The sequence below is a fragment of the Hymenobacter lapidiphilus genome (assembly GCF_003417065.2).
Classification (GTDB): Bacteria; Bacteroidota; Bacteroidia; order Cytophagales; family Hymenobacteraceae; genus Hymenobacter.
This window is the reverse complement of record NZ_QVLT01000030.1, coordinates 25,947-47,570: the sequence shown is the minus strand read 5'-3', so window position 1 is coordinate 47,570 and position 21,624 is coordinate 25,947. Positions and strand designations below refer to the sequence as shown.

General features: G+C 61.1%; 22 protein-coding genes. 11 read left to right on the top strand and 11 right to left on the bottom strand.

Going from position 1 to position 21,624, the window contains the following annotated elements; translation table 11 throughout:
* Positions 1 to 162 precede the first annotated feature (162 nt).
* Both D0N36_RS15265 and D0N36_RS15260 read left to right on the top strand, forming a co-directional pair.
* Positions 163 to 2,082 (top strand): ABC-F family ATP-binding cassette domain-containing protein, encoded by a 1,920-nt coding sequence (locus D0N36_RS15265; RefSeq protein ID WP_116942708.1) that lies wholly within the window; start codon positions 163 to 165, stop codon positions 2,080 to 2,082.
* 260 nt (positions 2,083 to 2,342) lie between these two features.
* Positions 2,343 to 2,861 carry a DUF2911 domain-containing protein gene (locus tag D0N36_RS15260; protein WP_116942707.1) on the top strand — a complete coding sequence of 173 codons (519 nt, stop codon included), beginning with the start codon at positions 2,343 to 2,345 and terminating at the stop codon, positions 2,859 to 2,861.
* 147 nt (positions 2,862 to 3,008) lie between these two features.
* Here the strand turns inward: D0N36_RS15260 and D0N36_RS15255 are convergent, their stop codons facing one another.
* From D0N36_RS15255 to D0N36_RS15245, 3 genes are all read right to left on the bottom strand, one after another.
* Positions 3,009 to 3,779 carry a hypothetical protein gene (locus tag D0N36_RS15255; RefSeq protein ID WP_207190728.1) on the bottom strand — a complete coding sequence of 257 codons (771 nt, stop codon included), beginning with the start codon at positions 3,777 to 3,779 and terminating at the stop codon, positions 3,009 to 3,011.
* Between the two features lie 111 nt (positions 3,780 to 3,890).
* Positions 3,891 to 4,244 (bottom strand): DUF952 domain-containing protein, encoded by a 354-nt coding sequence (locus D0N36_RS15250; protein ID WP_116942705.1) that lies wholly within the window; start codon positions 4,242 to 4,244, stop codon positions 3,891 to 3,893.
* A gap of 92 nt (positions 4,245 to 4,336) precedes the next feature.
* Positions 4,337 to 4,723 (bottom strand): hypothetical protein, encoded by a 387-nt coding sequence (locus tag D0N36_RS15245; protein ID WP_116942704.1) that lies wholly within the window; start codon positions 4,721 to 4,723, stop codon positions 4,337 to 4,339.
* 261 nt (positions 4,724 to 4,984) lie between these two features.
* On the opposite strand from D0N36_RS15245, the gene hppD reads away from it, so the two are divergent.
* Complete coding sequence (gene hppD, locus D0N36_RS15240) at positions 4,985 to 6,118, top strand: 4-hydroxyphenylpyruvate dioxygenase (RefSeq protein WP_190242706.1); 1,134 nt, start codon at positions 4,985 to 4,987, stop codon at positions 6,116 to 6,118.
* A 236-nt stretch (positions 6,119 to 6,354) separates the two neighbouring features.
* Complete coding sequence (locus D0N36_RS15235; protein ID WP_116942703.1) at positions 6,355 to 8,091, top strand: phospho-sugar mutase; 1,737 nt, start codon at positions 6,355 to 6,357, stop codon at positions 8,089 to 8,091.
* 113 nt (positions 8,092 to 8,204) lie between these two features.
* Here D0N36_RS15235 and D0N36_RS15230 read toward each other — a convergent pair whose 3' ends face one another.
* Complete coding sequence (locus D0N36_RS15230) at positions 8,205 to 8,411, bottom strand: hypothetical protein (RefSeq protein WP_116942702.1); 207 nt, start codon at positions 8,409 to 8,411, stop codon at positions 8,205 to 8,207.
* 208 nt (positions 8,412 to 8,619) lie between these two features.
* Between D0N36_RS15230 and D0N36_RS15225 the strand changes: the two genes are divergently transcribed.
* Together D0N36_RS15225 and D0N36_RS15220 are read left to right on the top strand one after the other, a co-directional pair.
* Positions 8,620 to 8,856, top strand: coding sequence for a hypothetical protein (locus tag D0N36_RS15225; RefSeq protein ID WP_147320933.1), 237 nt, complete (start codon positions 8,620 to 8,622; stop codon positions 8,854 to 8,856).
* A 62-nt stretch (positions 8,857 to 8,918) separates the two neighbouring features.
* A complete protein-coding gene (locus tag D0N36_RS15220) occupies positions 8,919 to 9,077 on the top strand; it encodes a hypothetical protein (RefSeq protein WP_190242705.1) in 159 nt (52 codons plus the stop codon).
* 55 nt (positions 9,078 to 9,132) lie between these two features.
* On the opposite strand, the gene D0N36_RS20000 is transcribed toward D0N36_RS15220, so the two are convergent.
* The gene (locus tag D0N36_RS20000) at positions 9,133 to 9,261 is read right to left on the bottom strand and encodes a hypothetical protein (RefSeq protein ID WP_262895329.1); all 129 of its coding nucleotides are present in this window, start codon (positions 9,259 to 9,261) and stop codon (positions 9,133 to 9,135) included.
* A gap of 349 nt (positions 9,262 to 9,610) precedes the next feature.
* Here D0N36_RS20000 and D0N36_RS15215 point away from each other — a divergent pair, with 349 nt between their 5' ends.
* The gene (locus tag D0N36_RS15215) at positions 9,611 to 9,874 is read left to right on the top strand and encodes a hypothetical protein (protein ID WP_116942700.1); all 264 of its coding nucleotides are present in this window, start codon (positions 9,611 to 9,613) and stop codon (positions 9,872 to 9,874) included.
* A gap of 17 nt (positions 9,875 to 9,891) precedes the next feature.
* Here D0N36_RS15215 and D0N36_RS15210 read toward each other — a convergent pair whose 3' ends face one another.
* The 6 genes from D0N36_RS15210 to D0N36_RS15185 form a co-directional block, all read right to left on the bottom strand.
* Positions 9,892 to 11,586, bottom strand: coding sequence for an ABC1 kinase family protein (locus tag D0N36_RS15210; RefSeq protein WP_116942699.1), 1,695 nt, complete (start codon positions 11,584 to 11,586; stop codon positions 9,892 to 9,894).
* A gap of 196 nt (positions 11,587 to 11,782) precedes the next feature.
* Positions 11,783 to 12,292, bottom strand: coding sequence for a phasin family protein (locus D0N36_RS15205; RefSeq protein ID WP_116942698.1), 510 nt, complete (start codon positions 12,290 to 12,292; stop codon positions 11,783 to 11,785).
* Between the two features lie 171 nt (positions 12,293 to 12,463).
* Positions 12,464 to 13,417 carry an alpha/beta hydrolase gene (locus D0N36_RS15200; protein WP_116942697.1) on the bottom strand — a complete coding sequence of 318 codons (954 nt, stop codon included), beginning with the start codon at positions 13,415 to 13,417 and terminating at the stop codon, positions 12,464 to 12,466.
* A 134-nt stretch (positions 13,418 to 13,551) separates the two neighbouring features.
* Positions 13,552 to 14,709, bottom strand: coding sequence for a lysophospholipid acyltransferase family protein (locus D0N36_RS15195; RefSeq protein ID WP_242478942.1), 1,158 nt, complete (start codon positions 14,707 to 14,709; stop codon positions 13,552 to 13,554).
* Between the two features lie 118 nt (positions 14,710 to 14,827).
* A complete protein-coding gene (locus tag D0N36_RS20140; RefSeq protein ID WP_116942696.1) occupies positions 14,828 to 17,275 on the bottom strand; it encodes an enolase C-terminal domain-like protein in 2,448 nt (815 codons plus the stop codon).
* A gap of 142 nt (positions 17,276 to 17,417) precedes the next feature.
* A complete protein-coding gene (locus D0N36_RS15185) occupies positions 17,418 to 17,690 on the bottom strand; it encodes a KGG domain-containing protein (RefSeq protein WP_116942695.1) in 273 nt (90 codons plus the stop codon).
* 301 nt (positions 17,691 to 17,991) lie between these two features.
* On the opposite strand from D0N36_RS15185, the gene egtB reads away from it, so the two are divergent.
* The 4 genes from egtB to D0N36_RS15165 all read left to right on the top strand — a co-directional run bounded on the left by egtB (position 17,992) and on the right by D0N36_RS15165 (position 21,580).
* Positions 17,992 to 19,302, top strand: coding sequence for an ergothioneine biosynthesis protein EgtB (egtB, locus tag D0N36_RS15180; RefSeq protein WP_262895328.1), 1,311 nt, complete (start codon positions 17,992 to 17,994; stop codon positions 19,300 to 19,302).
* A gap of 96 nt (positions 19,303 to 19,398) precedes the next feature.
* On the top strand, positions 19,399 to 20,415 hold the full coding sequence (gene egtD / locus D0N36_RS15175) for an L-histidine N(alpha)-methyltransferase (protein WP_116942694.1): 1,017 nt from the start codon (positions 19,399 to 19,401) through the stop codon (positions 20,413 to 20,415).
* Between the two features lie 71 nt (positions 20,416 to 20,486).
* The gene (locus tag D0N36_RS15170) at positions 20,487 to 20,723 is read left to right on the top strand and encodes a hypothetical protein (RefSeq protein WP_190242704.1); all 237 of its coding nucleotides are present in this window, start codon (positions 20,487 to 20,489) and stop codon (positions 20,721 to 20,723) included.
* Complete coding sequence (locus D0N36_RS15165; RefSeq protein WP_190242703.1) at positions 20,678 to 21,580, top strand: pyridoxal phosphate-dependent aminotransferase; 903 nt, start codon at positions 20,678 to 20,680, stop codon at positions 21,578 to 21,580. Before D0N36_RS15170 ends, D0N36_RS15165 begins: the two co-directional genes overlap by 46 nt.
* Positions 21,581 to 21,624 lie beyond the last annotated feature (44 nt).

Sequence of the window (21,624 nt, the reverse complement as noted above, 5' to 3'; positions counted from 1 at the left end):
AGCGCAGTCGAAGCATCTCTACTGCTTCGTTGCAGTAGCAAATCAACCGACAGAATTAGCATTGCCGTAGAGATGCTTCGACTGCGGCTGCGCGCACTGGCTCAATTCGCCACATGCTCAGCATGACGTTCTTTTACCCCGCCCTCGCCGTACCTTTGCGGCATGAACCTTCTATCTGCCGAAAATCTTTCGAAAAATTACGCCGACCGTTGGCTGTTTAAAGACCTGAACTTCGGGTTGCTCCAGGGCCAGCGGGTGGCCTTTGTGGGCATCAACGGCACCGGCAAAACCACTCTGATGCGCATTCTGGCGGGCCTCGAAATTCCCGACACCGGTTTGGTGAGCGTGCGCAAGGGCATCCGCGTAACCTACCTGGGCCAGCAGCCGGTGTTCGATGAGAGCCTGAGCGTGGAAGAAACCATCTTCGCCAGCCAGAACGACACGCTCAAGGCCATCAAGGAATACGAGCACGTCGTCAACGACCCCGACCACAAATCCGACGACCTGCAGCGGGTGCTGGAGCGCATGGATGCCCTCCAGGCCTGGGACTATGAAGCGCAGGTGCAGCAGATTCTGAGCCGACTCGGGATTCTGGGCGAGCTGCTGACGCGCAACGTGAGCCAGCTTTCGGGCGGGCAGCGCAAGCGCGTGGCCCTGGCCCGGGTGCTCATCGAGGAGCCCGACGTGCTGCTGCTCGACGAACCCACCAACCACTTGGATTTGGCCACCATCGAGTGGCTCGAAAACCGCCTGTCCTCCCCCAGCCTCACGCTGCTCATGGTCACCCACGACCGCTACTTTCTGGACAGCGTGGCCAACGAAATTATCGAGCTCGACAAGGGCCAGATGTACCGCTACCAGGGCAACTACGCCTATTTCGTGGAGAAAAAGGCCGACCGCGAGATGCGCCAGGCCACCGAGGTAGAGAAGGCCCGCCAGCTGTTCAAAAAGGAGCTCGACTGGATGCGCCGCATGCCCCAGGCCCGCGGTACCAAGCAGAAAGCCCGCATCGACGCCTTCTACATCACCAAGGAGAAGGCCAGCACCAACCTGAGCAAGCAGAACGTGGAGCTGAGCGTGAAAACCACCCGTCAGGGCGGCAAAATCATCGAAGCCAGCCACCTCAACAAGCAGTTCGGCGACAACGTGGTGCTCGACGATTTCAGCTACGTGTTCAAAAAGAAGGACCGCATTGGCCTGGTAGGCCCCAACGGCGCGGGCAAATCCACGTTGCTCAACATGCTTACGGGCAAGCTCGCGCCCGATTCCGGCACCATCGAAGTCGGCCAGACCACCGTGTTCGGCTACTACACCCAGACGGAGCTGGAGTTCGACCCCACCCAGCGCGTGATTGACATTGTGAAGGAAGTGGCTGAAGTAGTGGAGCTGGCCAACGGCGACGTGCTCACGGCCAGCCAGTTCCTGAGCCTGTTCCTGTTTCCGCCGGCCCAGCAGTACACGCTGGCCAATAAGCTCAGCGGGGGCGAAAAGCGCCGCCTGCAGCTGCTGCGGGTGCTTATCCGCAACCCCAACTTCCTGATTCTTGACGAGCCCACCAACGACCTCGACCTGGGCACGCTCAACATCCTGGAAGACTTCCTGCTGCACTTCGGTGGGTGCCTGCTCATCGTCAGCCACGACCGGTACTTCCTCGACCAGCTGGCCGAGCACCTGTTCGTGCTCGAACCCGGCGGGGCCGTGCTCAACTTTCCCGGCAACTACACCGACTACCGCGAGTACCTGGCCGAGCGCGAAACCGAAGCCGCTTTAGTAGAAGAGGAAAAAGCCGCCAAAACGGCCCGCGCCGACGCTAAAATAGCCGCTGCCGCCCCCGCTCCGGCAGCCCCGAAACCCGCCGCTGCCCCCAAACGCCGCGCCTCCTACGCCGAGAAACGCGAGTACGAGCAGCTCGAAAAGGACATGGCGGCCCTGGAAGCCGAGAAGCAGGAAGTCACGGCCAAACTGAATGGCGGCAGTGGCAGCGCCGATGAGTTTACTGCCTGGGGCGCCCGCCTCGGCACCCTCACCCAGGAGCTGGAAACCAAGGAGCTCCGCTGGCTGGAGCTGGCTGAGCTGGTGTAAAGCAGAGTTAACGTACAGGAAAAAGTCCCAAATCACAGCTTCGGGACCTTCATTTTTTCCTGCTGAGCCAGCCTAGTTTACGGGTAAAGCCGAACCGCGCTAGTGCCCGTCGGAGGCCAACACGGACTGCATTTGCCGGGCCGCGTCGAAGTAGGAAAACACAATCGATTGTTGACTGAACAATTGACCATCCAATACGCTTAACCGTAGATTGCTATTTGGTAGCTTATTATTTTCTTCCACTTTCTTTTTCTAAACTCATGAAAACGAATCCCCTTTTGAGATTGATGCTGGTACTGCTCAGCGTTCTGACAGCTACCCAAACCTTTGCGCAGGATAAGAAGGCTCCGGCCAGCCCGCCCGCTACGGCCAATGGCAAAGTGGGCAATGCCACCGTCACGGTAGTTTATAGCAGCCCTTCGGTGAAAGGCCGGCCGGTTTGGGGCCAGCTCGTACCCTACGGGCAGGTATGGCGCGCGGGGGCTAACGATGCCACCACCATCACTTTCGACCAACCTGTAACCGTGGAAGGCAAACCGCTGGCGGCCGGCACGTACAGCCTGTTCACCATCCCCACCGAGAAGCAGTGGACCATGATTTTTAATAAAGAGGCCAAGCAGTGGGGCGCTTACAAGTACGATGAAAAGAAGGATGCCCTGCGCGTGACCGTAACCCCTCAGAAAGCCATTACTCCCGCCGAGCAGCTCATCTACGACGTAACGCCAACGGGCCTGACGTTACGCTGGGAAAACATGACCGTTCCCGTTGCCATCAAATAGTTGCGGTTGTTGCTATTAAAAAAGCCCCTCTCCATCAACTGGAGAGGGGCTTTTTGCTGGACGTTACCTATTGGGGGTGAAGTGGCGAAGCGCCGTGCCGCCGGCTCGGCTGTTGCAGGGCTAATGCTGGCTCGTTTTGCGCAGCTCCTAGGTGAAATCGAACTGCACCGGATGCTCGTCGAAGGCCAGTACGAACCGCAGCTGCCGGGCCGCATCGAGGCGGGGGAAGTAGACGAGGCCCACGGCCCGGTCGCCGGGCTGCAGGGTGGCGCGGCGCAGGCTGCTTACGGCCTGTTCCGCAACCACGGTAGCAAGATGCTGGGCCTGCACGGCCCGCACGACCCGCTGCACCTCAAAAAACGCCTGGCCGCCCTGTTGCCGCACCTGCCGGTTGGTTCTTTCGATTGGCGTTTCGCGCTTATTGACGCTGGCCACATTCTCGGCCGTGCTGGCTACCAGCAGCAGCACCTGCAGCATACTAACGTGGCTTGCCTTATCGGCCAGCTCGTCGCGACGGTGGGCCAATGAATCCAGCCGCATATCGGGGTTGAAAGCCAGCCGGCGGCTCGCTGTAGAAGCCGGGGAAGCGGCCGAAACGGCTGCATTTTTGGCCGCGCTGTCGGGTAGCGGCAGGAAGTAGAAACGCGCTGGGTCAACGGTAACCGGGTGGTTGGCGGCGTTGCTGAACTCGGCCTCAAAGACCAACTCTTTCGGGTCGGCCCGCACAAAATGGAAGCGCACGTACACGCTGTCGGGATGGCTGATGAGACGGGAAACCGGCCCGGAGCCCGCCCCCATCGGCGCGACGCTCAGCGTCTGGCTGGACGCGCAGGCCGTTAGCATTGAGCCCAGCAGCAGCGCCGAAGAACCGCCCAGCAACCGGCGCAGCATGGGGGAAACAGTAAAAATTGGGGGCATAAAATGGCGCTTTAGATTCGGTAGATAAATGACGGGGCGGCCTTACCGGCCCGGCGCTATATAGAGGTTTCGCGCAATAATAATACCGCTTTTATCCTTGCTTTCAGTTCATTACTGCGCCAGCAGCTCCGGTGGCAGCACGGCCGTACCGTAAGCACCTACCGGCAGCGGCCACACCCGGCGCACTGCCCCCAGCGGCACCGGCCCGAACACATGCGGAAACCACGCCTGCCGGCCCGCCGCCCACTCGCGCTCCACCCGCACCCCAGCGGCCAGCAGGGCTTCCTCCTCTATTTCCAGCAGCAGCGCCCCGGGGCTATTGGCGTAGTAAAGCCGGGCCGTTTCCAGCGCCTGCTCCAGCTCCGAAGCATGAATAAAACCCTCGGCCGCCAGGTCGGGGCTGGCAAAAAAGCCGGTCTGTTGCGCCCGTTGCCAATCGTCGGGCTGGCTGATGCGGTAGAGCATAGTTCATCAAGTAAATAGTCAAAGAGCAAAAGCAAAACGGGAGCCGACGACTCATGTCATCAGCTCCCGTTTTGCTTTTTACTTGGCGAAATCTACGCTTTCCACACGTCCTCTTGCACAGTTTTGCCTACCGTGAGCACCAGACGGATGGGGTTGGGCACCAGCGTCAGGCGGGCTTCCTTGCCCGAATATTTCTCCGAATCAATCCAGACTCCCTCCTTGGGGCCGGGCTTGGGGCCGGTGCCGGCGGGCAGGTAGGCAGTGGGCAGCAGCACGTCGGTGTCGGAGCTGAGTTCGTCGTGCACCTTTTCAAGGGCTGCCTCCAAGAACGGACCATACGCTTCGTTGAAGTCGTCTTCGAGGTCGTGGAGTTCCTCTTCTACGTCGTCGTAGCGGGCATCGTCGTAGGTGAGCTTCTGCAGCTCGGCTTTCTTATCGATGAGGGCCACGAGGGCACTGTTCAGCTCTTCCGAATTCATAAGGCTAATGGCAATAGGTTCGCCGGCAAAGGTAAGGGCTGGAAAAGAACTGTCATACGTAGCGAGTGAAAGAACGATGTCATGCGGAGTGGAGGCGCGGCACCTCTACTGCAACCCCAGCCCTGGCGTCAGAAGTTACCATTGTGGTAGAAATGCTGCGACTCCGCTTTGCATGACACTGTTCTGTAACGCAACTACCCCTTCACCAAAAACCTGTATTTTTACCCAACCCAACGAATTCCCCGCTAAACTACCCACCCTATGCAAACCATGACTTCCCCAGCCGTGCAGGCCCATCCGGCCGCCGACTTCCTGCCCCTCAACGGCACCGATTACCTTGAGTTCTACGTCGGTAATGCCAAGCAGTCGGCCTACTTCTACCAGGCCGCATTCGGCTTCGAGCTGGTGGCCTACGCTGGCCCCGAAACCGGCGTGCGCGACCGGGCCAGCTACGTGCTGCAGCAGAACAAAATCCGCCTGGTGCTCACCACTTCCCTCCTCCCCGACTCCGACATTACCCGCCACGTAGCCCAGCACGGCGACGGCGTGAAGGTGATGGCCCTGTGGGTGGACGACGCCCGCAAATCGTTCGAGGAAACCACCAAGCGCGGCGCCAAAGTGGCTTTTGAGCCTTATACCATTGAGGACGAAAACGGCTCGGTCACGCTGGCCGGCATCTATACCTACGGCGAAACCATCCACACTTTCGTGGAGCGCAGCAACTACACCGGGCCATTTCTGCCGGGCTTCGTGGCCCGCACCAGCGCCGTACCGCAGGGCAACCCGGTGGGCCTGCAGGTGGTCGACCATTGCGTGGGCAACGTGGGCTGGGGCGAGATGAACCAGTGGGTGAAGTTCTACGAGGACGTGCTGGGCTTCAAGCTACTCATTACGTTTGACGACGACGACATCTCAACCGAGTATTCGGCCCTGATGAGCAAGGTGGTCAGCAACGGCAACGGCTTCGTGAAATTCCCCATCAATGAGCCCGCCGAAGGCAAGAAGAAGAGCCAGATTGAGGAGTATCTCGACTTCTACCACGGTCCCGGCGTGCAGCACATGGCCCTGCTCACCGACGATATTCGGACCACGGTAACGGAGCTGCGCCGCCGCGGCGTGGAGTTTCTCAACGTACCGGCCAGCTACTACGACAACCTACTGGAGCGCGTGGGCCACATCGACGAGGACCTCGACAGCGTCCGTGCCCTGAACCTGCTCATCGACCGCGACGAGGAAGGCTACCTGCTCCAGATTTTCACCAAGCCGGTGGAGGACCGCCCCACCGTGTTCTACGAAATCATCCAGCGCAAAGGGGCCAAGAGCTTCGGCAAAGGCAACTTCAAGGCGCTCTTCGAAGCCATTGAGCGCGAGCAGGGGCTGCGGGGCAATCTATAGTTTTAGTGCTTAGCTGTTAGTGAGTAGTGCTTAGGTTGATGATTGAACATGCTGTTCGGTCATTAATCTAAGCACTATACATTAGCGGCCTGGCACTCCCTTTACCCCTGTCGCTGCTTCGCTCGTCGTTTAAGTATCAATCCGACCAACCGACCGAAGCGCTATCAACCAAGCCCGAAGCACCAAACCGGCTGCCTGACCTAAGCATTACGCACCAACAACTAAGCACTAAACCAATGCCGCTTTCCGACGACCTGCAAACCAAAATAAACGGCTGGCTGACCGACGATTATGATGCCGATACCCAGGCCGAAATTCGGCAGCTGCTGGCCAATAACCAGGACGACCAGCTGTCCGACGCCTTTTACCGCAACCTGGAATTCGGTACCGGCGGGCTGCGGGGTGTGATGGGCGCGGGCTCGAACCGCATGAACCGTTACACGCTGGGCATGGCCACCCAGGGCCTGTGCAACTACCTGCTGCAGTCGTTTCCGAGCCAGGAAATACGGGTGGCGGTGGCCCACGACTCGCGCCACAACAGTCCCGAGTTTGCGCGCATCGCGGCCGATATTTTCTCGGCCAACGGCATTACGGTGTTCCTGTTTGAGAGCCTGCGGCCCACGCCCGAACTTTCGTTTGCCATCCGCGAGCTTGGCTGCCAGAGCGGCTGCGTGGTTACGGCCTCGCACAACCCCAAGGAGTACAACGGCTTCAAGGTGTACTGGACCGACGGCTCGCAGGTGGTAGCACCGCACGACCAGAATATCATCCGCGAAGTCGAAGCCATCAGCTCGGTGCGGGAGGTGAAGTTCCAGCCCGAGCCAAGCCGCATTCACCTCATCGGGGCCGAGCTCGATGCGGCCTATCTGGCCCGGGTGAAGGGTCTGAGCATCAACCCCGACGCCATCCGGCGCCAGCACGACCTGAAAATCGTGTACACTCCCATCCACGGCACCGGCATTACCATGGTGCCGCCGGCCCTGGCCCAGCTCGGGTTCGATAACGTGCACATTGTGGCCGCCCAGGCTACGCCCGACGGCAACTTCCCCACCGTGCAGTCGCCCAACCCCGAGGAGCAGGCGGCCATGCAGCTGGCCCTCGACGAAGCAAAAGCCCTCGACGCCGACATCGTGCTGGCCACCGACCCCGACTCCGACCGCGTGGGCATCGCCCTGAAAAACCCGGCCGGCGAGTGGGTGCTCGTCAACGGCAACCAGACAGCTGCCCTGCTCACACACTACGTGCTCTCGGCCCGCCGCCAAGCCGGTAAAGCCACCGATAAGGACTTCATCGTCTACACTATTGTCACGAGCGAGGTGCTCGGCGACATTGCCCGCTACCAGGGCGTGAAGGCCTACCGCACGCTAACGGGCTTCAAGTACATTGCCGGCATCATCCGCGAGCTGGAAGGCCAGGAAACCTACGTGGGCGGCGGCGAGGAAAGCTACGGCTACATGCTCGGCGACTTCGTGCGCGACAAAGACGCTATTTCAGCCTGCGCGCTGCTGGCCGAAATGGCCGCCGTAGCCAAAGATCAGGGCCACACGCTGTATGAGGAAATGGTGGCCATGTACCTGCGCTACGGCTTCTACAAGGAGCATCTGATTTCCATCACCAAAAAAGGCCAGCGCGGGGCCGAGGAAATCCAGGAGATGATGCGCGAGCTGCGGGCCAACCCGCCCGCCACGCTGGCCGGCCAGCCGGTAGTGGAAATGCGCGACTTCAAAACCGGCAAAATCAAGGACCTGCGCACTGGCCTCGAAACCGAAACCGGCCTCGAAAGCTCCAACGTGCTCCAGTTTATTCTGGAGGACGGCAGCAAGATTTCGGCCCGCCCCAGCGGCACCGAGCCCAAAATCAAGTTCTACTTCAGCGTGAAGCAGCCCCTGGCCTCGGCCGTGGACTTCGACCTGGCCACCCGCCTTGCCGATGAGAAAATCCAGCACATTATTGAGGATATGGACCTGAAATAAAGCTCGCGCCAGTTGTACCTCTCAACTCTGTTTCACGGCACAGTTACTATCAACGCAAAGCCCCCGCACAGTTCCGTACGGGGGCTTTGCTTTAGCGGGCCGTGGGGCCGGACTTACTTCTTGTTCTGGTCGTCCTTGGCATCCTGGCGGATGGCTTTTTCGTCCACCTGGTCGCTGATGGGGGCGCTGGCGTCGGTTTCGCCGTCGGCGGCGGTAGTCATTACCTTGGTGGCTCCGGTCAGTTCGGTAGCGGTGCTACCGGTTTTGGTCGAATATACTTTATCGTCGTTCTGGTCAGTGGTCTTCTTGGAATCGGACATGGAGCGGGGAAATAATCAATGAATAAATCGAATCGACCCAATACTGGAATAGTAGCCGGGCCAACTATAAAGTCATACGGCTAGAGGCTATTTTGAGGTTATCTTCCGCTCGAAAAATATTCCGACAACCATCCGGCTACTCATGCCCTTACGGCCCCAACCTTCAGATAAACACATCCACCGCCTCCTCCTCAGAGGCACTAGTTATTTGAGAGCCACGCTGCTGGCTGCGGTGGCAATCTTGTGCTTCTACTACCACGAATTCATTTTTGGGTTACTGGCCCTGGCATTAGGTTTAGTAGAAGCTGGGTGGCGGTACGAGCTAACCATCGACACGGCCAGCCACCGCTACCGCTTTGCCAATTACATATTAGGGGTTTCACTCAACAGCTGGCATCCGCTGCCTACCATCGAACGGATCATGATCGTCAATATTCGAGCCTGAGCGGCCACCATACCGACGGTGGAACGCTGGAATACAGTCCTGAAAGCAGCTATTTAGTGCTTTTGTCAGTACCCGGCCAGAAGCTGGCCCTCGAACTACTCAAAACTCCACACTACTCGCAAGCCCTGCGACTCGGTTGCTTTCTGGGCAATGTGCTGGGCCTGCGTGTTTTTGGCTACGACCGTACCAAGCAGGAAGAGCTGCTGCAAGAAATTGAGTGAGCGGCCTTTATCACTCGTTCGGCCCTAAACAGATTCCAGCACCTTATGCAAGCTACTAAAACACGAAGCTGAACGAGGCTTGGTACAACAGGCCCCGCAGGTCACGGCGGCGCTTTTCGAGCAGGATAAAGGAGCTGACCTCGTCGTTGTCAAGCAGAACGTGACGGACTTTGACCGACTCCACGCCCAGACCCAGGTTGAGGTTGGGGATAAAGCTGTTTGCTGCTCATCGTTACGATTGAGGATAAAGTCGCCCACGTAGTAGCTGGCATAGAAGTTAAAAAGGTATCCCCGCCCCAACCGAAGTTACGCAGGTAGAAATCCTGCCCGAAATTGATGACGAACAGCTCGTTGATAAAAGCAGAATCGGTGCTGTTCCGTAGGTTTACAGATGCCCGAATTGGAGTAGCTTTTTTCCCGGGTAAAATGGTGTTTGATGGAGTATCCTCGGTAAAAGCGGTTCCTGAAGCCCGTGCGCGGGTTATCGAGGCGCAGCCGTACTCGATGCCTGGCATGTTAACAAAGCTAACCTCATGGTCGCTGAGTTGGGCCTCAACCATAGGCTGCGCTCCACGGGCCGGGTCCGGCAGCGGCCCGTGGCGGATGGCCTGACCGTTGCGGAAGCGAGCTACCGTAACTCCGGTGGCCTGAACCCGCACGTGGGGGCTTCGGCGGGAGTGGTGCTGCCGCTGGCAGGCAGGCAGGAGATACAGCTGAGCGCCGTTTATCAGCAAATTTTACCGAGCAACCTGCACATCTGGGGCCTGCGGGCGGCTTACATCTTTTTCCGACAATAAGACCCGCGCTCTGTAGCCTACTGTGGCTTGCGGCGGCGGGGCCGGCGGGTGCCCAGCAGCAATAGAATCAGCAGCAGCAGCGCGGCCCCGGCCAGCGCCCACCAGGTTATGGCGGGCAGCCCGCGGTAATAGGGCATTTCCGCCGAGTAGTTGCCCAACAAGCTCAGGCCCGCAAACAGGATGATGGCCACCGTAACGGCCGCCAGAATGCCGCGCCCCACCAAATCGTCGGCTTTGGCCATGAGCAGCTGGTAGCCACTAAGTTCCACGCGCAGCCGCAGGTCGCCGCGCGAGATTTTGCGCACGATTTGCCGCACATCGGTGGGCAGCGTTTGCAGCAGGGCCAGCAGCTGGGTACCGGTATAGAGGGCCTCGTTCTGGATGTTTTCGCGCGAGTACTGCTCGGCAATAATTTTGGCGCCGTAGGGCCGCACGAATTCGAAGGTGTTGAAGCGCGGGTGTAGCACCTTGCCGATGCCCTCCAGAATAACCAGAGCCCGCAAAATCAGGAACACCGCGCCCGGCACCTGCAGCTTGTAGCGGTAAATCACGTCCTGCAGCGAGTCGGCCAAATCCGACATACTCATCTCCTTCACATCGAGCGAGGCGAAATCCTCGATCAGCTGGCTCAGGTCGGCCTCAAAAGCCCGCATATCGGGTATTTCCGAAGTCAGGGCCAGGCGGCGGAAGTTGAGAGCCATGCTGCGCGCATCCTGCCGGGCCATGCCGATGAATACGCCCGCGAAGGCGTACTTCTGCTGCTTGGTCAGGCGGCCCACCATGCCAAAATCGATGAGCACCAGCGTACCATCGGGGCGCACCAGCACGTTGCCGGGATGCGGGTCGGCGTGGAAGGCCCCGAACTCAAAAATCTGAGTCAGATATACGTCCATACCCACTTCGGCCACCTTTTCGGGGCTTAGCCCCCATTCCAGCAACTGGGGTTTGTCGGTAATCTTGCAGCCGCTTACATACTCAATCACCAATATGTGGCTGGTGCTCAGCTCGCGGTAGGGCTTGGGAATGTAGAAGGTAGCATAGTCTTCATACAACAGCCGGAACTGCTCCATGCTGCGGGCCTCGGAGGTGTAGTCCAGCTCCTTGGTCATACTCCGCTCGAAGGCGTCCACAATGTCCTGGGGGTTGCTCAGGCCCTGCTTTTTGAGGAAACCAGCCGTCAGGCGCACCAGCTCGTGCAGTAGGCTCAGGTCGGTGCGCACCTTTTCCTGCACGCCGGGGCGCTGCACCTTCACTACCACTTTCTCGCCCGTCAGCAGCCGGGCGCCGTGTACCTGCCCAATGCTGGCCGAGCCCAGCGGCACCTCCTCAAACTCCGTGAACACCTCCTCCAGCGGCCGGCCCAGTTCGCGCTCAATAATGGCGCGGGCTTCGGCCACCGGGAAGGGCGGCACGTTGCTTTGCAGCTTCTCAAACTCGTCAATCAGCGGCTGGGGCAGCAAGTCGGCGCGGTTGCTCAGGGCCTGGGCCAGCTTGATGAAGGTGGGGCCCAGCTCCTCGATAATCATCCGGATTCGCTCCCAGCGGGTTGTCTCGAACACCGCCTGCTCGCCCTCCAGCCACGAGCGCCGCCGGCTCTGGGGCACCAGCCGCCGCAGGGCCGTGCTCGTTACCACATCCTCAAAGCCGTAGCGAATCAGCACTTCGGCCACCTGCCGGATGCGCGAAAGATTGGAGATAGTGTTCTTGAACATACCGAGGCAAGTTACGGCGAAAGTAGAGCGTAGGGGCGAGGCTTGCCCCTGCCCGCCGTCGAACCAGACTACTGGACAAAAAGCAGGTGTTATCAACGGGAGGCGGGCGGGGACAAGCCCCGCCCCTATCCCACAAAAAACCCCACCCGCGAAACACGGACGGGGTTTTTACGTCACTTCAGCTAAGCTTAAATGCTTACGACTTGTTGTCGTCGGCTTTGTTCTCGGCTTTCTTGGCCGCTCCGGCCGAGCCGGCGGCCGATTTCTGAGTTTTACCGGCGGCAGCGCTGGTTTTATCGGCGGCCTTCTTCACGGTGCTGGCGGCTTTGCTGGTCGCGCTGGCCACTGCTCCTTTGGCGGCACTACCGGCTTTCGAAGGCGCGGCTTTCTTGCTGCCCGAAGCGGCGGTGCTGCCCGTAGCCGACTTTCCGCCGGCTTTGGTGCTGCGCTTGAGCTCCTCCAACTCCGAATTCGGCGCAACGCCAACAGTTTTCAGCATTTTGGAAGCCAGGCTCTGGGCCTGCTTTTCCAGCTCTTTGCGCTTGGCATCGGTATTTTTCTTAAGGTCGTCCATGATTTTGGCACCTTCCTTCTCCGAGAGCTTGCTTTCCTTCACCAACGAATCAATGGTCTTCTGCACCCGGTCGTTGGTCAGCGAAACGAAGCCCACACCGGCGTTTACAAACTTCTTGAACAAATCTTCCATGATAAGTTGGGATTGAGTGAGTGGAAAGTGAAGAAAATCAGTGAAAACTACTGTCTGGCGGGCATCAGGCGGGAAAATAGTATGCAAGCCTACTATTTTCTACAAACCTACGAAATAGCTGCTATATAGTTGAGCTGCAATCTGCATTATTTCTCTCGATACAGCTCATTTTCAGGCTGCTTGCCGCGCCGGAACGGTGCTGGCAGCCGGAGCGGCGGCTGTTTCGGCCCATATTTGCCGCGTGAAATCGGCCACCCGGTCGAGGGCTATATCGGCTTCGGGCACGAAGCGCCAGAACAGGTGCCACCAATGCACCAGCCCATCAAAAATCTGCAGCGTTACGGGCGTGCCGGCCGCGCGGGCCTTTTCGGCAAAGCGGCGCACATCGTCGCTCAGCACTTCGGCATCGGACACCTGCAGCAGCAGCGGCGGCAGCCCGTGCAGCTCGGCGCGGGCCGGCGAAATGAGGGGGTTGCTTAGCGATGTTTCGGCGGCGTAGAGCGGGCCCCAGTTTCGGATTTCGAGCGCCTCCAGCAGCAGGCTTTCGTGGTGGCACACGCTGCGCAGCGTACCGACGGGCAGTTGCAGGTCGGTCCAGGGCGAAAGGCCGATAGCGGCGGCGGGCAGCGGCTCGTCGGCGTCGCGCAGGGCCAGCAGCACCGCCAAGGCCAGCCCGCCCCCGGCCGAGTCGCCGGCCACCATAATGTCGGCGGGCGCGTAGCCCTGGTTCAGCAGCCAGTAATAAGCGGTCAGCGAATCTTCGAGGGCGGCCGGAAACGGGTACTCGGGGGCTTTGCGGTAGTTAATGGCCAGCGCCGTCACGCCGCATTTCTGGGCCAGCCGGCCCACCAGGGCCCGGTGGGTGTTGAGCGAGCCCAGCACGTAGCCACCGCCGTGCAGGTAGAGCAGCACCCGGCCCGTAGCCGCGTCGGCCGGGCGCACCCACTCGGCCGGGATGCCCTCCACGTCGGCATCTTCCACAAATACATCCCAAGGGGCAAACTGCCCGAAGGCCAGCAGCTCGGCAAACAGGCGCATGGCGGGCAGCCGGGGCCGCCGCTCGGCCAGCGGCCCCGTGGCCGCCACTAGAAACTGTTGGAGTATGGCATGTTGGGGCGAGGCCATTTTTTTTGAGTTACGAACTAAGAATTAGGGATTGGGGATTCTCGTCCTCCATCAAACGGCATCCTTTTTATCCTTCTTTCTTACTTCCGGGTGAGGAGGATTGAGGCGGGAACTCAGGGCTTCAAAAGCAATTCTTACTTGTTCTTAATCCGGTGGTTTCGGTAGCCGCGGATGGCGATGGGAATCCAGCCCAGCAACGGAATGAAGAAGGCCAGCGTGAAGGGGTTGCGCCAGAGCATGCGCCAGTAGGCCCCGGGCGTGCGCAGGTCGAGGTCGAAGTGGCGACGGCCGGCGCGGATATACTGGCGCTCAAACTCCTGGTACAGCGCGGGCCAGGCCCACGGCAGGAAAAACGGGAAGTAGCGCCAGTTGGTTTTAACGCGCTGCCACAGCTCGCCCCAGCGGTAGGGCTGCTGCCCGTACTTGGCCACGGCGGCGTCCAGCTCGGTTTGCATGCGCGTGCGCAGCTGCTCCGAAATGGCCCGGTAATCGTCACGGGTGAGGTCGGCGGGGTCCTTATCGGTCATTTCGTAGGGCTTCACGCGGGTGCCCAGCACAAAGGTGAGCTTGGCCGGAAACGCCATGTAGAAAAACCAGGGCTGCAGCAGCACCAGCAGCAGCACCGGCCCCACCGGAATAAACGGAATCCCGATTTTCTTGCTCAGCCGGTTCACCCACTCCCAGCTGTAGGTGTGCGGGTTGAGGTACTCGCCGTTGATGGTGTAGAACGGGATGATATCGGTGCGGTGCTCGATGCCCAGACGCACAATGCTAGTGGCCAGCCGTTGGAGCCGGTACTTGTTGTTGAACCCCTTGCCGATGCCCGGCACGCCCTCGGGATACAGCATCAGGTTGTGGTCGTTGTAGTACATCATCGTCTCGAAATTGAGCGTCGTGGCATCCACGCAGCCGGCCCGCTTCCAGAAGTCTTTCACCAGAAACGGATTCATCAAAATCGATTGCGAGAGCATGGGCGCCGACAGGGGCCGGGGCAGGTCGCGCAGGTCGGGCAGGTAGCGCCACAGGTGCGCCAGGGCCACCATGGCATCCCACGGAAAAGCCATGCCCGAGTGGTTGGAGGCAAACAGCAGGGGCCGGTCGGGGCGGTTGCGCTGGGGGTAGTCGTCGAAACCCACCAGCTCGGAGCGAAACCACACCCGGTCGAGCAGCTGCATAATATTATGGTCGAGCGTTTCGACGAACTGCTCGTCGAAATAATCGGAGTAGATGTGCTGATTGGCCACAATGGCCGGCGGCGGCCCGGCAGGAGTCGCGGCGGCGGGGTTCGTCATAAAGGGCGGGAAGACGGTCGGGCTTCCAATGTACTGATTTTAGCCGCCTCCGAGTTGCGCGCTGGCCCGGCGTTTCGCAAAACAAGGCCGTCCGGCTCCGGCGAGCTGGCGGCGGAGCCTAAATCCGGCGGGTCAGGCGCACGCGGGCGGTTTGCAGCTCGTCGGTGCCGGCACGGCGCACGACAAACAGCAACTGGCGGCCATCGGCCGAGTGCAGCATCCGGCTGATGTCGGTGAGCGAAAAGAACTCTGCCGGAATCAGGTTGATGGATATAATTTCGTCGTTTACTTTCAGTCCGGCCTGTTCGGCGGGGCCGCCCGGCTCTATCCGCAACAATCGGTAGCGCTGGAATCCGGGCCCAAAAGCCAGCAAATCGAACCCACACATGTCGTGTTCAAATGGGTCGCGGAACAGGCTGTTTGGCTTCAGCAGCAGCTGGTTGTGCGGGTAGTCGATGATAGTAGTGAAGCGCTTGAGCAGCTCGAAGCCCAGGTTGCCGTTGCGAAACGTTTCGGCCCGCCCGGCTACATCGGCCGAATCGGGGTAAGACGTGAGCAGGTTGCTGATGCGGTAGCGGCCCAGCTGCAGGGCCTGTACCCGGCCCAGGAAGCCATTGATATTACCATTGAGGCCGCGCCCAAGCTGGGTACGCAAACGGGCCGGGGGCACGCGCAGGCGCGGGTCGGAGGTGGTTTCGAGCGACAGCGCATGGCCGGCACCGGTATCGAGCACCAGCCGCAGGGGCAGTTGCAGCGAGTCGGAAAGCTGCACGGGCAGGTTCAGAAAGGCTTTAGCCCCGTCGAACTCAAGCGGCAGACGGGCCCAGCGGCGGCCGCGCGGGGCCCGGTAGCGGGCCGGGTCGCGGAACACCAGCATTTGCTGCTCGGTATCAACCTGCACTACCAGGTGGCGGAACACATCGGCGCCCAGCAGACCGTGTACGGGCATTCCCACGTAGCCCGAAATATTCAGCACGTCTTCGGAAAGCATTAGAAACGAAGCGCGGGAGGCGCCCACCTGCCCCGAGAGCTGCACAGCCACAGCCGGCACCCGGAAAGCTTCCAGCGCACTTTCTTCGCCGGCACCCGACACCAGAAACCGGTCGGTAGTGGCCAAGTTCAGTTCGCGCCCCACGGCCGGATCGGTAATGAGCGAGCTGGCCAGGCCCGTATCGAGCAGAAAATTGTACGGCCCCTGTCCATTAAGCCGTGCTTCCACCACAATCAGGTTGCGCTGGAGGGCGAAGGGCACCTTGGCCTGCCGGGCCCGCGGCCGCAGCAGCCGAAACACGGGCTCGGTTATCTGCCCGCGGCTTGAAACAACAGGGCCGGCAAGCCCCAGCAACAGCAGCAGCCACCAACGCAGCCGCCACGGCCGGCGCTGGTGGCACGCACGCAATAAGGCCCCGAGTCGCAGCGGCATACAAGGAATAAACTTCCCGAGTAAGGTACTTAAAATTACACATGAAGCGCAACCGCAGGGCTGCCACCCGCCGCTACCCCGGCGCTTCCCAGGCACGGCCGGGTCGTAGTGCAATTTACCTCCCTCAATGCTGAGCGGAGCCACCAGGTTGTTGTGGTAGAGCTGGCCCGTACCCAGTCCCTGCGGGAATCCGGGCAGGGCCACCGTGCCGGCCAGCTGGCTGATGGCGTTCAGGCCCACATTCGACTCAAGGGCCGAAGTTAGCCACCACCCGATACTGTGGCGGTCGGCCAGCGCGGCCCAGTGCTGGCTGGCGGCCAGCCCGCCCAGCAGCGTGGGCTTAAGTACAAGGTAAGCCGGCTGCACCTGTTCCAGCAGCTCGGGCTGCCGCGCCGGCTCAGTCAGGCCAATCAGCTCTTCATCCAGGGCCACTGGTACGGGCGAGTGGCGGCACACCTCGGCCAGCGCCGCCCACTGCCCGGCGGCGATGGGCTGCTCGATGGAGTGAAGCCCGAAGCGCGCCAACTGTTCGAGCTTGCCCAACGCTTCGGCCGGCGCGAAAGCCCCATTAGCGTCTACGCGCAACGTAAGGCGGTCGGGGCCGGCCTGCGCCCGGATGTCGGCCAGAATGCGCAGCTCGGTGGCGAAATCGAGACCGCCGATTTTGAGTTTCAGGCAGTCGAAGCCCGCCGCCAGCTTGGCCTCAATTTGCTCGTGCATAAAGGCGGCGTCGCCCATCCATACCAGCCCGTTGATGGGCAGGCCGGTCTCGCCCCGGCTGAAGGCATTGTTGTAGAGCTGGCGGCGGGCGCCATGCTGGTAATCGAGGGCAGCCGTTTCAAGAGCAAAGCGCAGAGCCGGCCACTCGGGGCCGACCAATTCGGCGGCTTCTTGGGGCAGCAGTTCGCGCAGCTGGCGGTGGTTGAACTCGCGCACAAACCCTTCGAGCGTGGTCGCGAAATCGGGGCCGTAGTCGGGACTGAGGCCGGCCAGTGGGGCAGCTTCGCCCCAGCCGGCATGCTCAGGCGCGGCCGTATCGAAGAGCAGCAGGTAGTGGGCCAAGTGCTCGGTGAGGGCCCCGCGAGATGTGCGGGCCGGAAAGTTGAAGCGCAGGGCGCGGCTAACGGAGCGAAGCTGAAGCATGGCAGAATAAGCAAAAAGCGGCCCACGGCGGCGGATTTTGGGCAATATACAACCCGGCCATCAACGCCAACGCCGCCTTCGGCCCGGATGAACCGGACGGAAGGCGGCGTTGGCGTTGATGGCCGGATTTGCGGTCCGGCTATTAGTCGGCTTTGCTCTTGGCAGCGGTGCTACGGATGGCTTGGCCACCCTTGCGGCCGGCAGCGCGGGCTTCTTCGGAGGTGAAGCGGTGGCCCCGGCCGCTCTGGTGCGAAGCGCGGCCGCCTTCGCTGGCAATGCGGCGCTGGGTGGCAGAGTCCATAGCGGCAAAGCCGCGGGGGCGCTTGGTTACGGCTTTATCAAGAGTAGCTTTGGTGCCGGCAGCTTTGGCAGTTGCAGTAGGAGCGGCGGGGCTGGTAGTGCGGTTGGTATTCATATTTCCAGAAAGAAAGGATGAGTAGATGGCGAGGGAAGCAGAATTCCCAAAGGCGGCTGATGAGAAAATGAGCCCACGGAGTTGTTTAGCTTCTACGCTCAATAAGAATCTTTTGTCCTTTTGTTAGGGGGATTTACCAAGGTAAAACAGTAAAATACCGCTTTCTACGGATGAGCTGATCCGTATAACTACGCATGAGCTTCGGTAAACCCGGATGGTGGTTATCGGCTTTAACCCGTTATAAACCACTCGGCCGGTTTAGCGTTTAGCTATAGCTTCTGTCCCCAACCCGTTCCTGCTTATGCCCGTTTCCCTCGCTCCCACTCTTCTCCCAGCGCTGCAGCCGGCCGGCCGCCTCACCCCCGCCAACCGGTTCGCGGCCGTGCGGGCGCAGTCGGTGGCCCTGTGCCGGCCCCTGCTGCCCGAAGACACTGTCGTGCAGCCCATGCTCGATGTGAGCCCGCCCAAATGGCACCTGGCGCACACCACCTGGTTCTGGGAAACGTTTCTGCTGCGCGAGTACCAGCCCGGCTACCAGGTTTTCCACCCCGACTACGCCTTCCTGTTCAACTCTTATTACAACTCGCTGGGTTCGCGCGTAAACCGGGCCGACCGCGGCACCCTCTCGCGCCCGGCCCTGGCCGACGTATATGCCTACCGCCAGGCCGTGGATGCGGCCATGCAGCAGCTGCTGGCCCAGCAGGCCGATACACTGCCGCCGGCGTTCTGGGAGGTGCTCGAACTGGGCCTTCAGCACGAGCAGCAGCACCAGGAGCTACTGGCCACCGACATCAAATACATCCTCAGCACCAGCCCGCTGGCCCCGGCGTATATAGCGGGGAAACTGGCACCTGCTATTTCTTCGGCCGCCCCCAAAGCCACCTGGCTACCGGTAGCAGGCGGCGTGCACTGCATCGGCTTCGAGGGCGAAGGGTTCTGCTTTGACAACGAGTTGGCTCCGCACGATACTTATGTGGCCGATTTCGAGCTGCAGAACCGGCTGGTTACCAACGCCGAGTACCTGGAATTCATGGCGGCTGGCGGCTACCAGGATTTCCGCTACTGGCTGGGCGAAGGCTGGGATTTGGTGCAGCAGCAGGCCTGGCAGGCCCCGCTTTACTGGCTGGAGCGCGACGGGCAGTGGCTGCGCTTCACCCACCATGGCCTGCAGCCCGTAAACCCGGCCGCGCCGGTTACGCACGTGAGTTTTTATGAGGCCGATGCCTATGCCCAGTGGCGGGGCTGCCGCCTGCCCACCGAGCAGGAGTGGGAAATTGCGGCCCGCCAGTTCGGCCCCGACCCGGCGGCCGGCACCTTTCTGGAAAGCAGCTTATTCGACCCGCAGCCCCTGCCGCCCAACGCCGCCCCCGACCAGTGCCACCAGCTGCTCGGCGACGCCTGGGAGTGGACTTACTCGGCCTACCACCCCTACCCCGGCTACCAAAAGGCGGCCGGCGCGCTGGGCGAGTACAACGGCAAGTTCATGCTGAACCAGCTGGTGCTGCGCGGCGGCTCCTGCGCCACGCCCGAAAGCCATATCCGCCTCACTTACCGCAACTTTTTCCACGCCGACAAACGCTGGCAGTTCACCGGCATCCGCCTGGCCCGCTGAGCTAAGTTAGCTGTTAGCTGTTAGAGCTGTTAGCTGTTAGCTGTTAGCTGTTAGCTGAAGGAACGGAAGCTAACAGCTTTAAAAAAACAACCCTCTATGCCCTACGATACTACTGTTTCGGCCACCGAAGTGGCTCCGTCCACCACCACTATTGCCGACCCTAACCTACTCTTGCGCGACCATGTGCGGGAGGGGCTTAACCGGCCATTCAAAGCACTTTCGTCGATGTATTTCTACGACGATGAGGGCAGCCGGCTTTTCCAGCAGATTATGGGCCTGCCGGAGTACTACCCTACCCGCACCGAGTTTGCGCTGCTTAGCCGCCACCGCGCGGCCATTGCGCGGGCCCTGCGCCCCCATAATCCGGCCGAGCCGTTTTTTCTGCTGGAGCTGGGGGCCGGCGACGGGCTAAAAACCAAGATTCTGCTGCGCGAGCTGCTGGAAGAAGGAGCCGACTTCACCTATGTACCGGTCGATATTTCGGCGGCGGCACTGGACGGGCTGGCCCGCAGCCTGCAGGCCGAGCTGCCCTCTTTGCGCGTGGAGCCTGTGGTGGCCGATTACGCCGATGCGCTGGGCCTGATGGCGGCCCGGCCGGGCCGCAAGGCGGTGCTGTTCCTGGGCTCCAACATCGGCAACTTCAGCCCCGAGGAACGCCAGCAGTTTCTGCAGCGCCTCGCCGGCCCGCTCACCTCCGACGACCGGCTGCTCATCGGCTTCGACCTGCAGAAAGACCCGCGCGTGATTCGGGCGGCCTACGACGACAGCCAGGGCGTAACGGCCGCCTTCAACTACAACCTGCTGCACCGCATCAACCGGGAGCTGGGGGCTGATTTCGACCTCGCGCACTGGCAGCACTACACCGATTACAACCCACTTACCGGGGCCGTACGCTCATTTCTGGCCAGTACCCGCGCTCAAACCGTGCATTTTGCCGAACCCAGCTGGTCGGTCGATTTCAGGGCCTGGGAGATGATCCATACCGAAAACTCTTTCAAATTCACCCGGCCCTCCATCGAGGGTATTGCGCAGGAAGCGGGCCTGCAGGTGGCGGAGTTCTTCACCGATGAGCAGGACTACTTCGCCGACGTGCTGCTGCGGAAAGACGTTTAGCTTGTAGTGCGAAAGTCCATTTGGGTTTTCGCGCTACAACGCCTCTCCGGCCCCCATTCGTCTTCCTTCTAATGAACACTCCTATTTCTTTGGCTTCGGGCTACGGCAACTTTGCGGTGCCTCCCGAAGCTGTTAATGCGGCTGCCCGCGCTTTTCAAACTTCCCCGCTGACGGTGCTGCCCGCCGCCGGTTCTGAGGCGTTGCGGGCGGCGCTGGCCGCCGGCCCCGCCCCGCTGACGCTGCCCCGTTGGGGCCGGCCAACGTGGTCATCACCCCCGGGGCCAAGGCGGCGCTGTTTGCGCTGCTGAAAACCGTACTCCGCCCCGGCGACGAAGTGCTGCTGCCCACGCCCAGCTGGTTTGGGTTCGATGAGCTCGTAGCCCGCGCTGGCGGCACGCTCCGCACCCTGCCACTCAGCCCCGACGATAACTATGCCCTGCCAGCTGAACAGCTGCGGGCGGCGCTGTCGGAGCGCACGCGGGTGCTGCTCTTTACCAACCCCGGCAACCCCACCGGCCGCCGCTACAACCGCGCCGAGCTGGCCGGCTGGCTGCAGGTAGCCGCTGATTTCCCCGACCTTTACCTGCTCAGCGACGAGATTTACGACCTCATTTATTTCGAGCCCGAGCCGCCGGTTTCGCTGCTCGATTTTCCTGATCCGCACGACCGGCACCTGGTGGTGAATGGGTTCAGCAAGTCGCTGGCCCTTATTGGCTGGGGGCTGGGCTACCTGGTGGCCCCGGCCCCTATTGCGGCGGCCTGCGCTGCCCACCAGCACGCCACCGGGGCGGCCGTGCCCGCGCCCCTGCAGGCCGCGGCGCTGGCCGTAACCGAAGCCGCCGCCGAAGTAGCCGGCCGCCTGATAGAACAGTTGCAGCCTACCCGAACCTACCTGCGCGATTTTCTGGCGTCCCTGCCGGCTTCCGGGCAACCGCTCATGCCGGCGGGCACCTACTACGCCTTCCCCGACCTGCGGGCCTACCTGAGCCCCGGCTTACCGGCGGCCCCAGCCTCGGCCGAGCTGGTGGGCCGTCTGCGCACGGCCGGCGTAGAGGTTGTGGACGGGACCGGCTGTCACGCGCCCGGCTTTGCGCGTCTCTCCTATGCCGTTGCCGAGGCCGATTTGGCAACGGCGTGCGAACGAATGGCAGCGGTGTTGAGGTAAAAGTGAGTTGGTGAGAGGGAAGAAGAACGTCATTCTTCGCTTCA

What these genes read in the sequence shown, in the direction of transcription:
- D0N36_RS15255 (WP_207190728.1), bottom strand. Translation starts at nt 3,779, where the DNA reads ATGCCCCCAATTTTTACTGTTTCCCCCATGCTGCGCCGGTTGCTGGGC.
- egtD (WP_116942694.1), top strand. Translation starts at nt 19,399, where the DNA reads ATGCCCTACGATACTACTGTTTCGGCCACCGAAGTGGCTCCGTCCACC.
- D0N36_RS15265 (WP_116942708.1), top strand. Translation starts at nt 163, where the DNA reads ATGAACCTTCTATCTGCCGAAAATCTTTCGAAAAATTACGCCGACCGT.
- egtB (WP_262895328.1), top strand. Translation starts at nt 17,992, where the DNA reads ATGCCCGTTTCCCTCGCTCCCACTCTTCTCCCAGCGCTGCAGCCGGCC.
- D0N36_RS15215 (WP_116942700.1), top strand. Translation starts at nt 9,611, where the DNA reads ATGGTCGCTGAGTTGGGCCTCAACCATAGGCTGCGCTCCACGGGCCGG.
- D0N36_RS15170 (WP_190242704.1), top strand. Translation starts at nt 20,487, where the DNA reads ATGAACACTCCTATTTCTTTGGCTTCGGGCTACGGCAACTTTGCGGTG.
- D0N36_RS15195 (WP_242478942.1), bottom strand. Translation starts at nt 14,709, where the DNA reads ATGACGAACCCCGCCGCCGCGACTCCTGCCGGGCCGCCGCCGGCCATT.
- D0N36_RS15230 (WP_116942702.1), bottom strand. Translation starts at nt 8,411, where the DNA reads ATGTCCGATTCCAAGAAGACCACTGACCAGAACGACGATAAAGTATAT.
- D0N36_RS20140 (WP_116942696.1), bottom strand. Translation starts at nt 17,275, where the DNA reads ATGCTTCAGCTTCGCTCCGTTAGCCGCGCCCTGCGCTTCAACTTTCCG.
- D0N36_RS15185 (WP_116942695.1), bottom strand. Translation starts at nt 17,690, where the DNA reads ATGAATACCAACCGCACTACCAGCCCCGCCGCTCCTACTGCAACTGCC.
- D0N36_RS15250 (WP_116942705.1), bottom strand. Translation starts at nt 4,244, where the DNA reads ATGCTCTACCGCATCAGCCAGCCCGACGATTGGCAACGGGCGCAACAG.
- D0N36_RS15235 (WP_116942703.1), top strand. Translation starts at nt 6,355, where the DNA reads ATGCCGCTTTCCGACGACCTGCAAACCAAAATAAACGGCTGGCTGACC.
- D0N36_RS15260 (WP_116942707.1), top strand. Translation starts at nt 2,343, where the DNA reads ATGAAAACGAATCCCCTTTTGAGATTGATGCTGGTACTGCTCAGCGTT.
- D0N36_RS15200 (WP_116942697.1), bottom strand. Translation starts at nt 13,417, where the DNA reads ATGGCCTCGCCCCAACATGCCATACTCCAACAGTTTCTAGTGGCGGCC.
- D0N36_RS15245 (WP_116942704.1), bottom strand. Translation starts at nt 4,723, where the DNA reads ATGAATTCGGAAGAGCTGAACAGTGCCCTCGTGGCCCTCATCGATAAG.
- D0N36_RS15210 (WP_116942699.1), bottom strand. Translation starts at nt 11,586, where the DNA reads ATGTTCAAGAACACTATCTCCAATCTTTCGCGCATCCGGCAGGTGGCC.
- hppD (WP_190242706.1), top strand. Translation starts at nt 4,985, where the DNA reads ATGCAAACCATGACTTCCCCAGCCGTGCAGGCCCATCCGGCCGCCGAC.
- D0N36_RS15205 (WP_116942698.1), bottom strand. Translation starts at nt 12,292, where the DNA reads ATGGAAGATTTGTTCAAGAAGTTTGTAAACGCCGGTGTGGGCTTCGTT.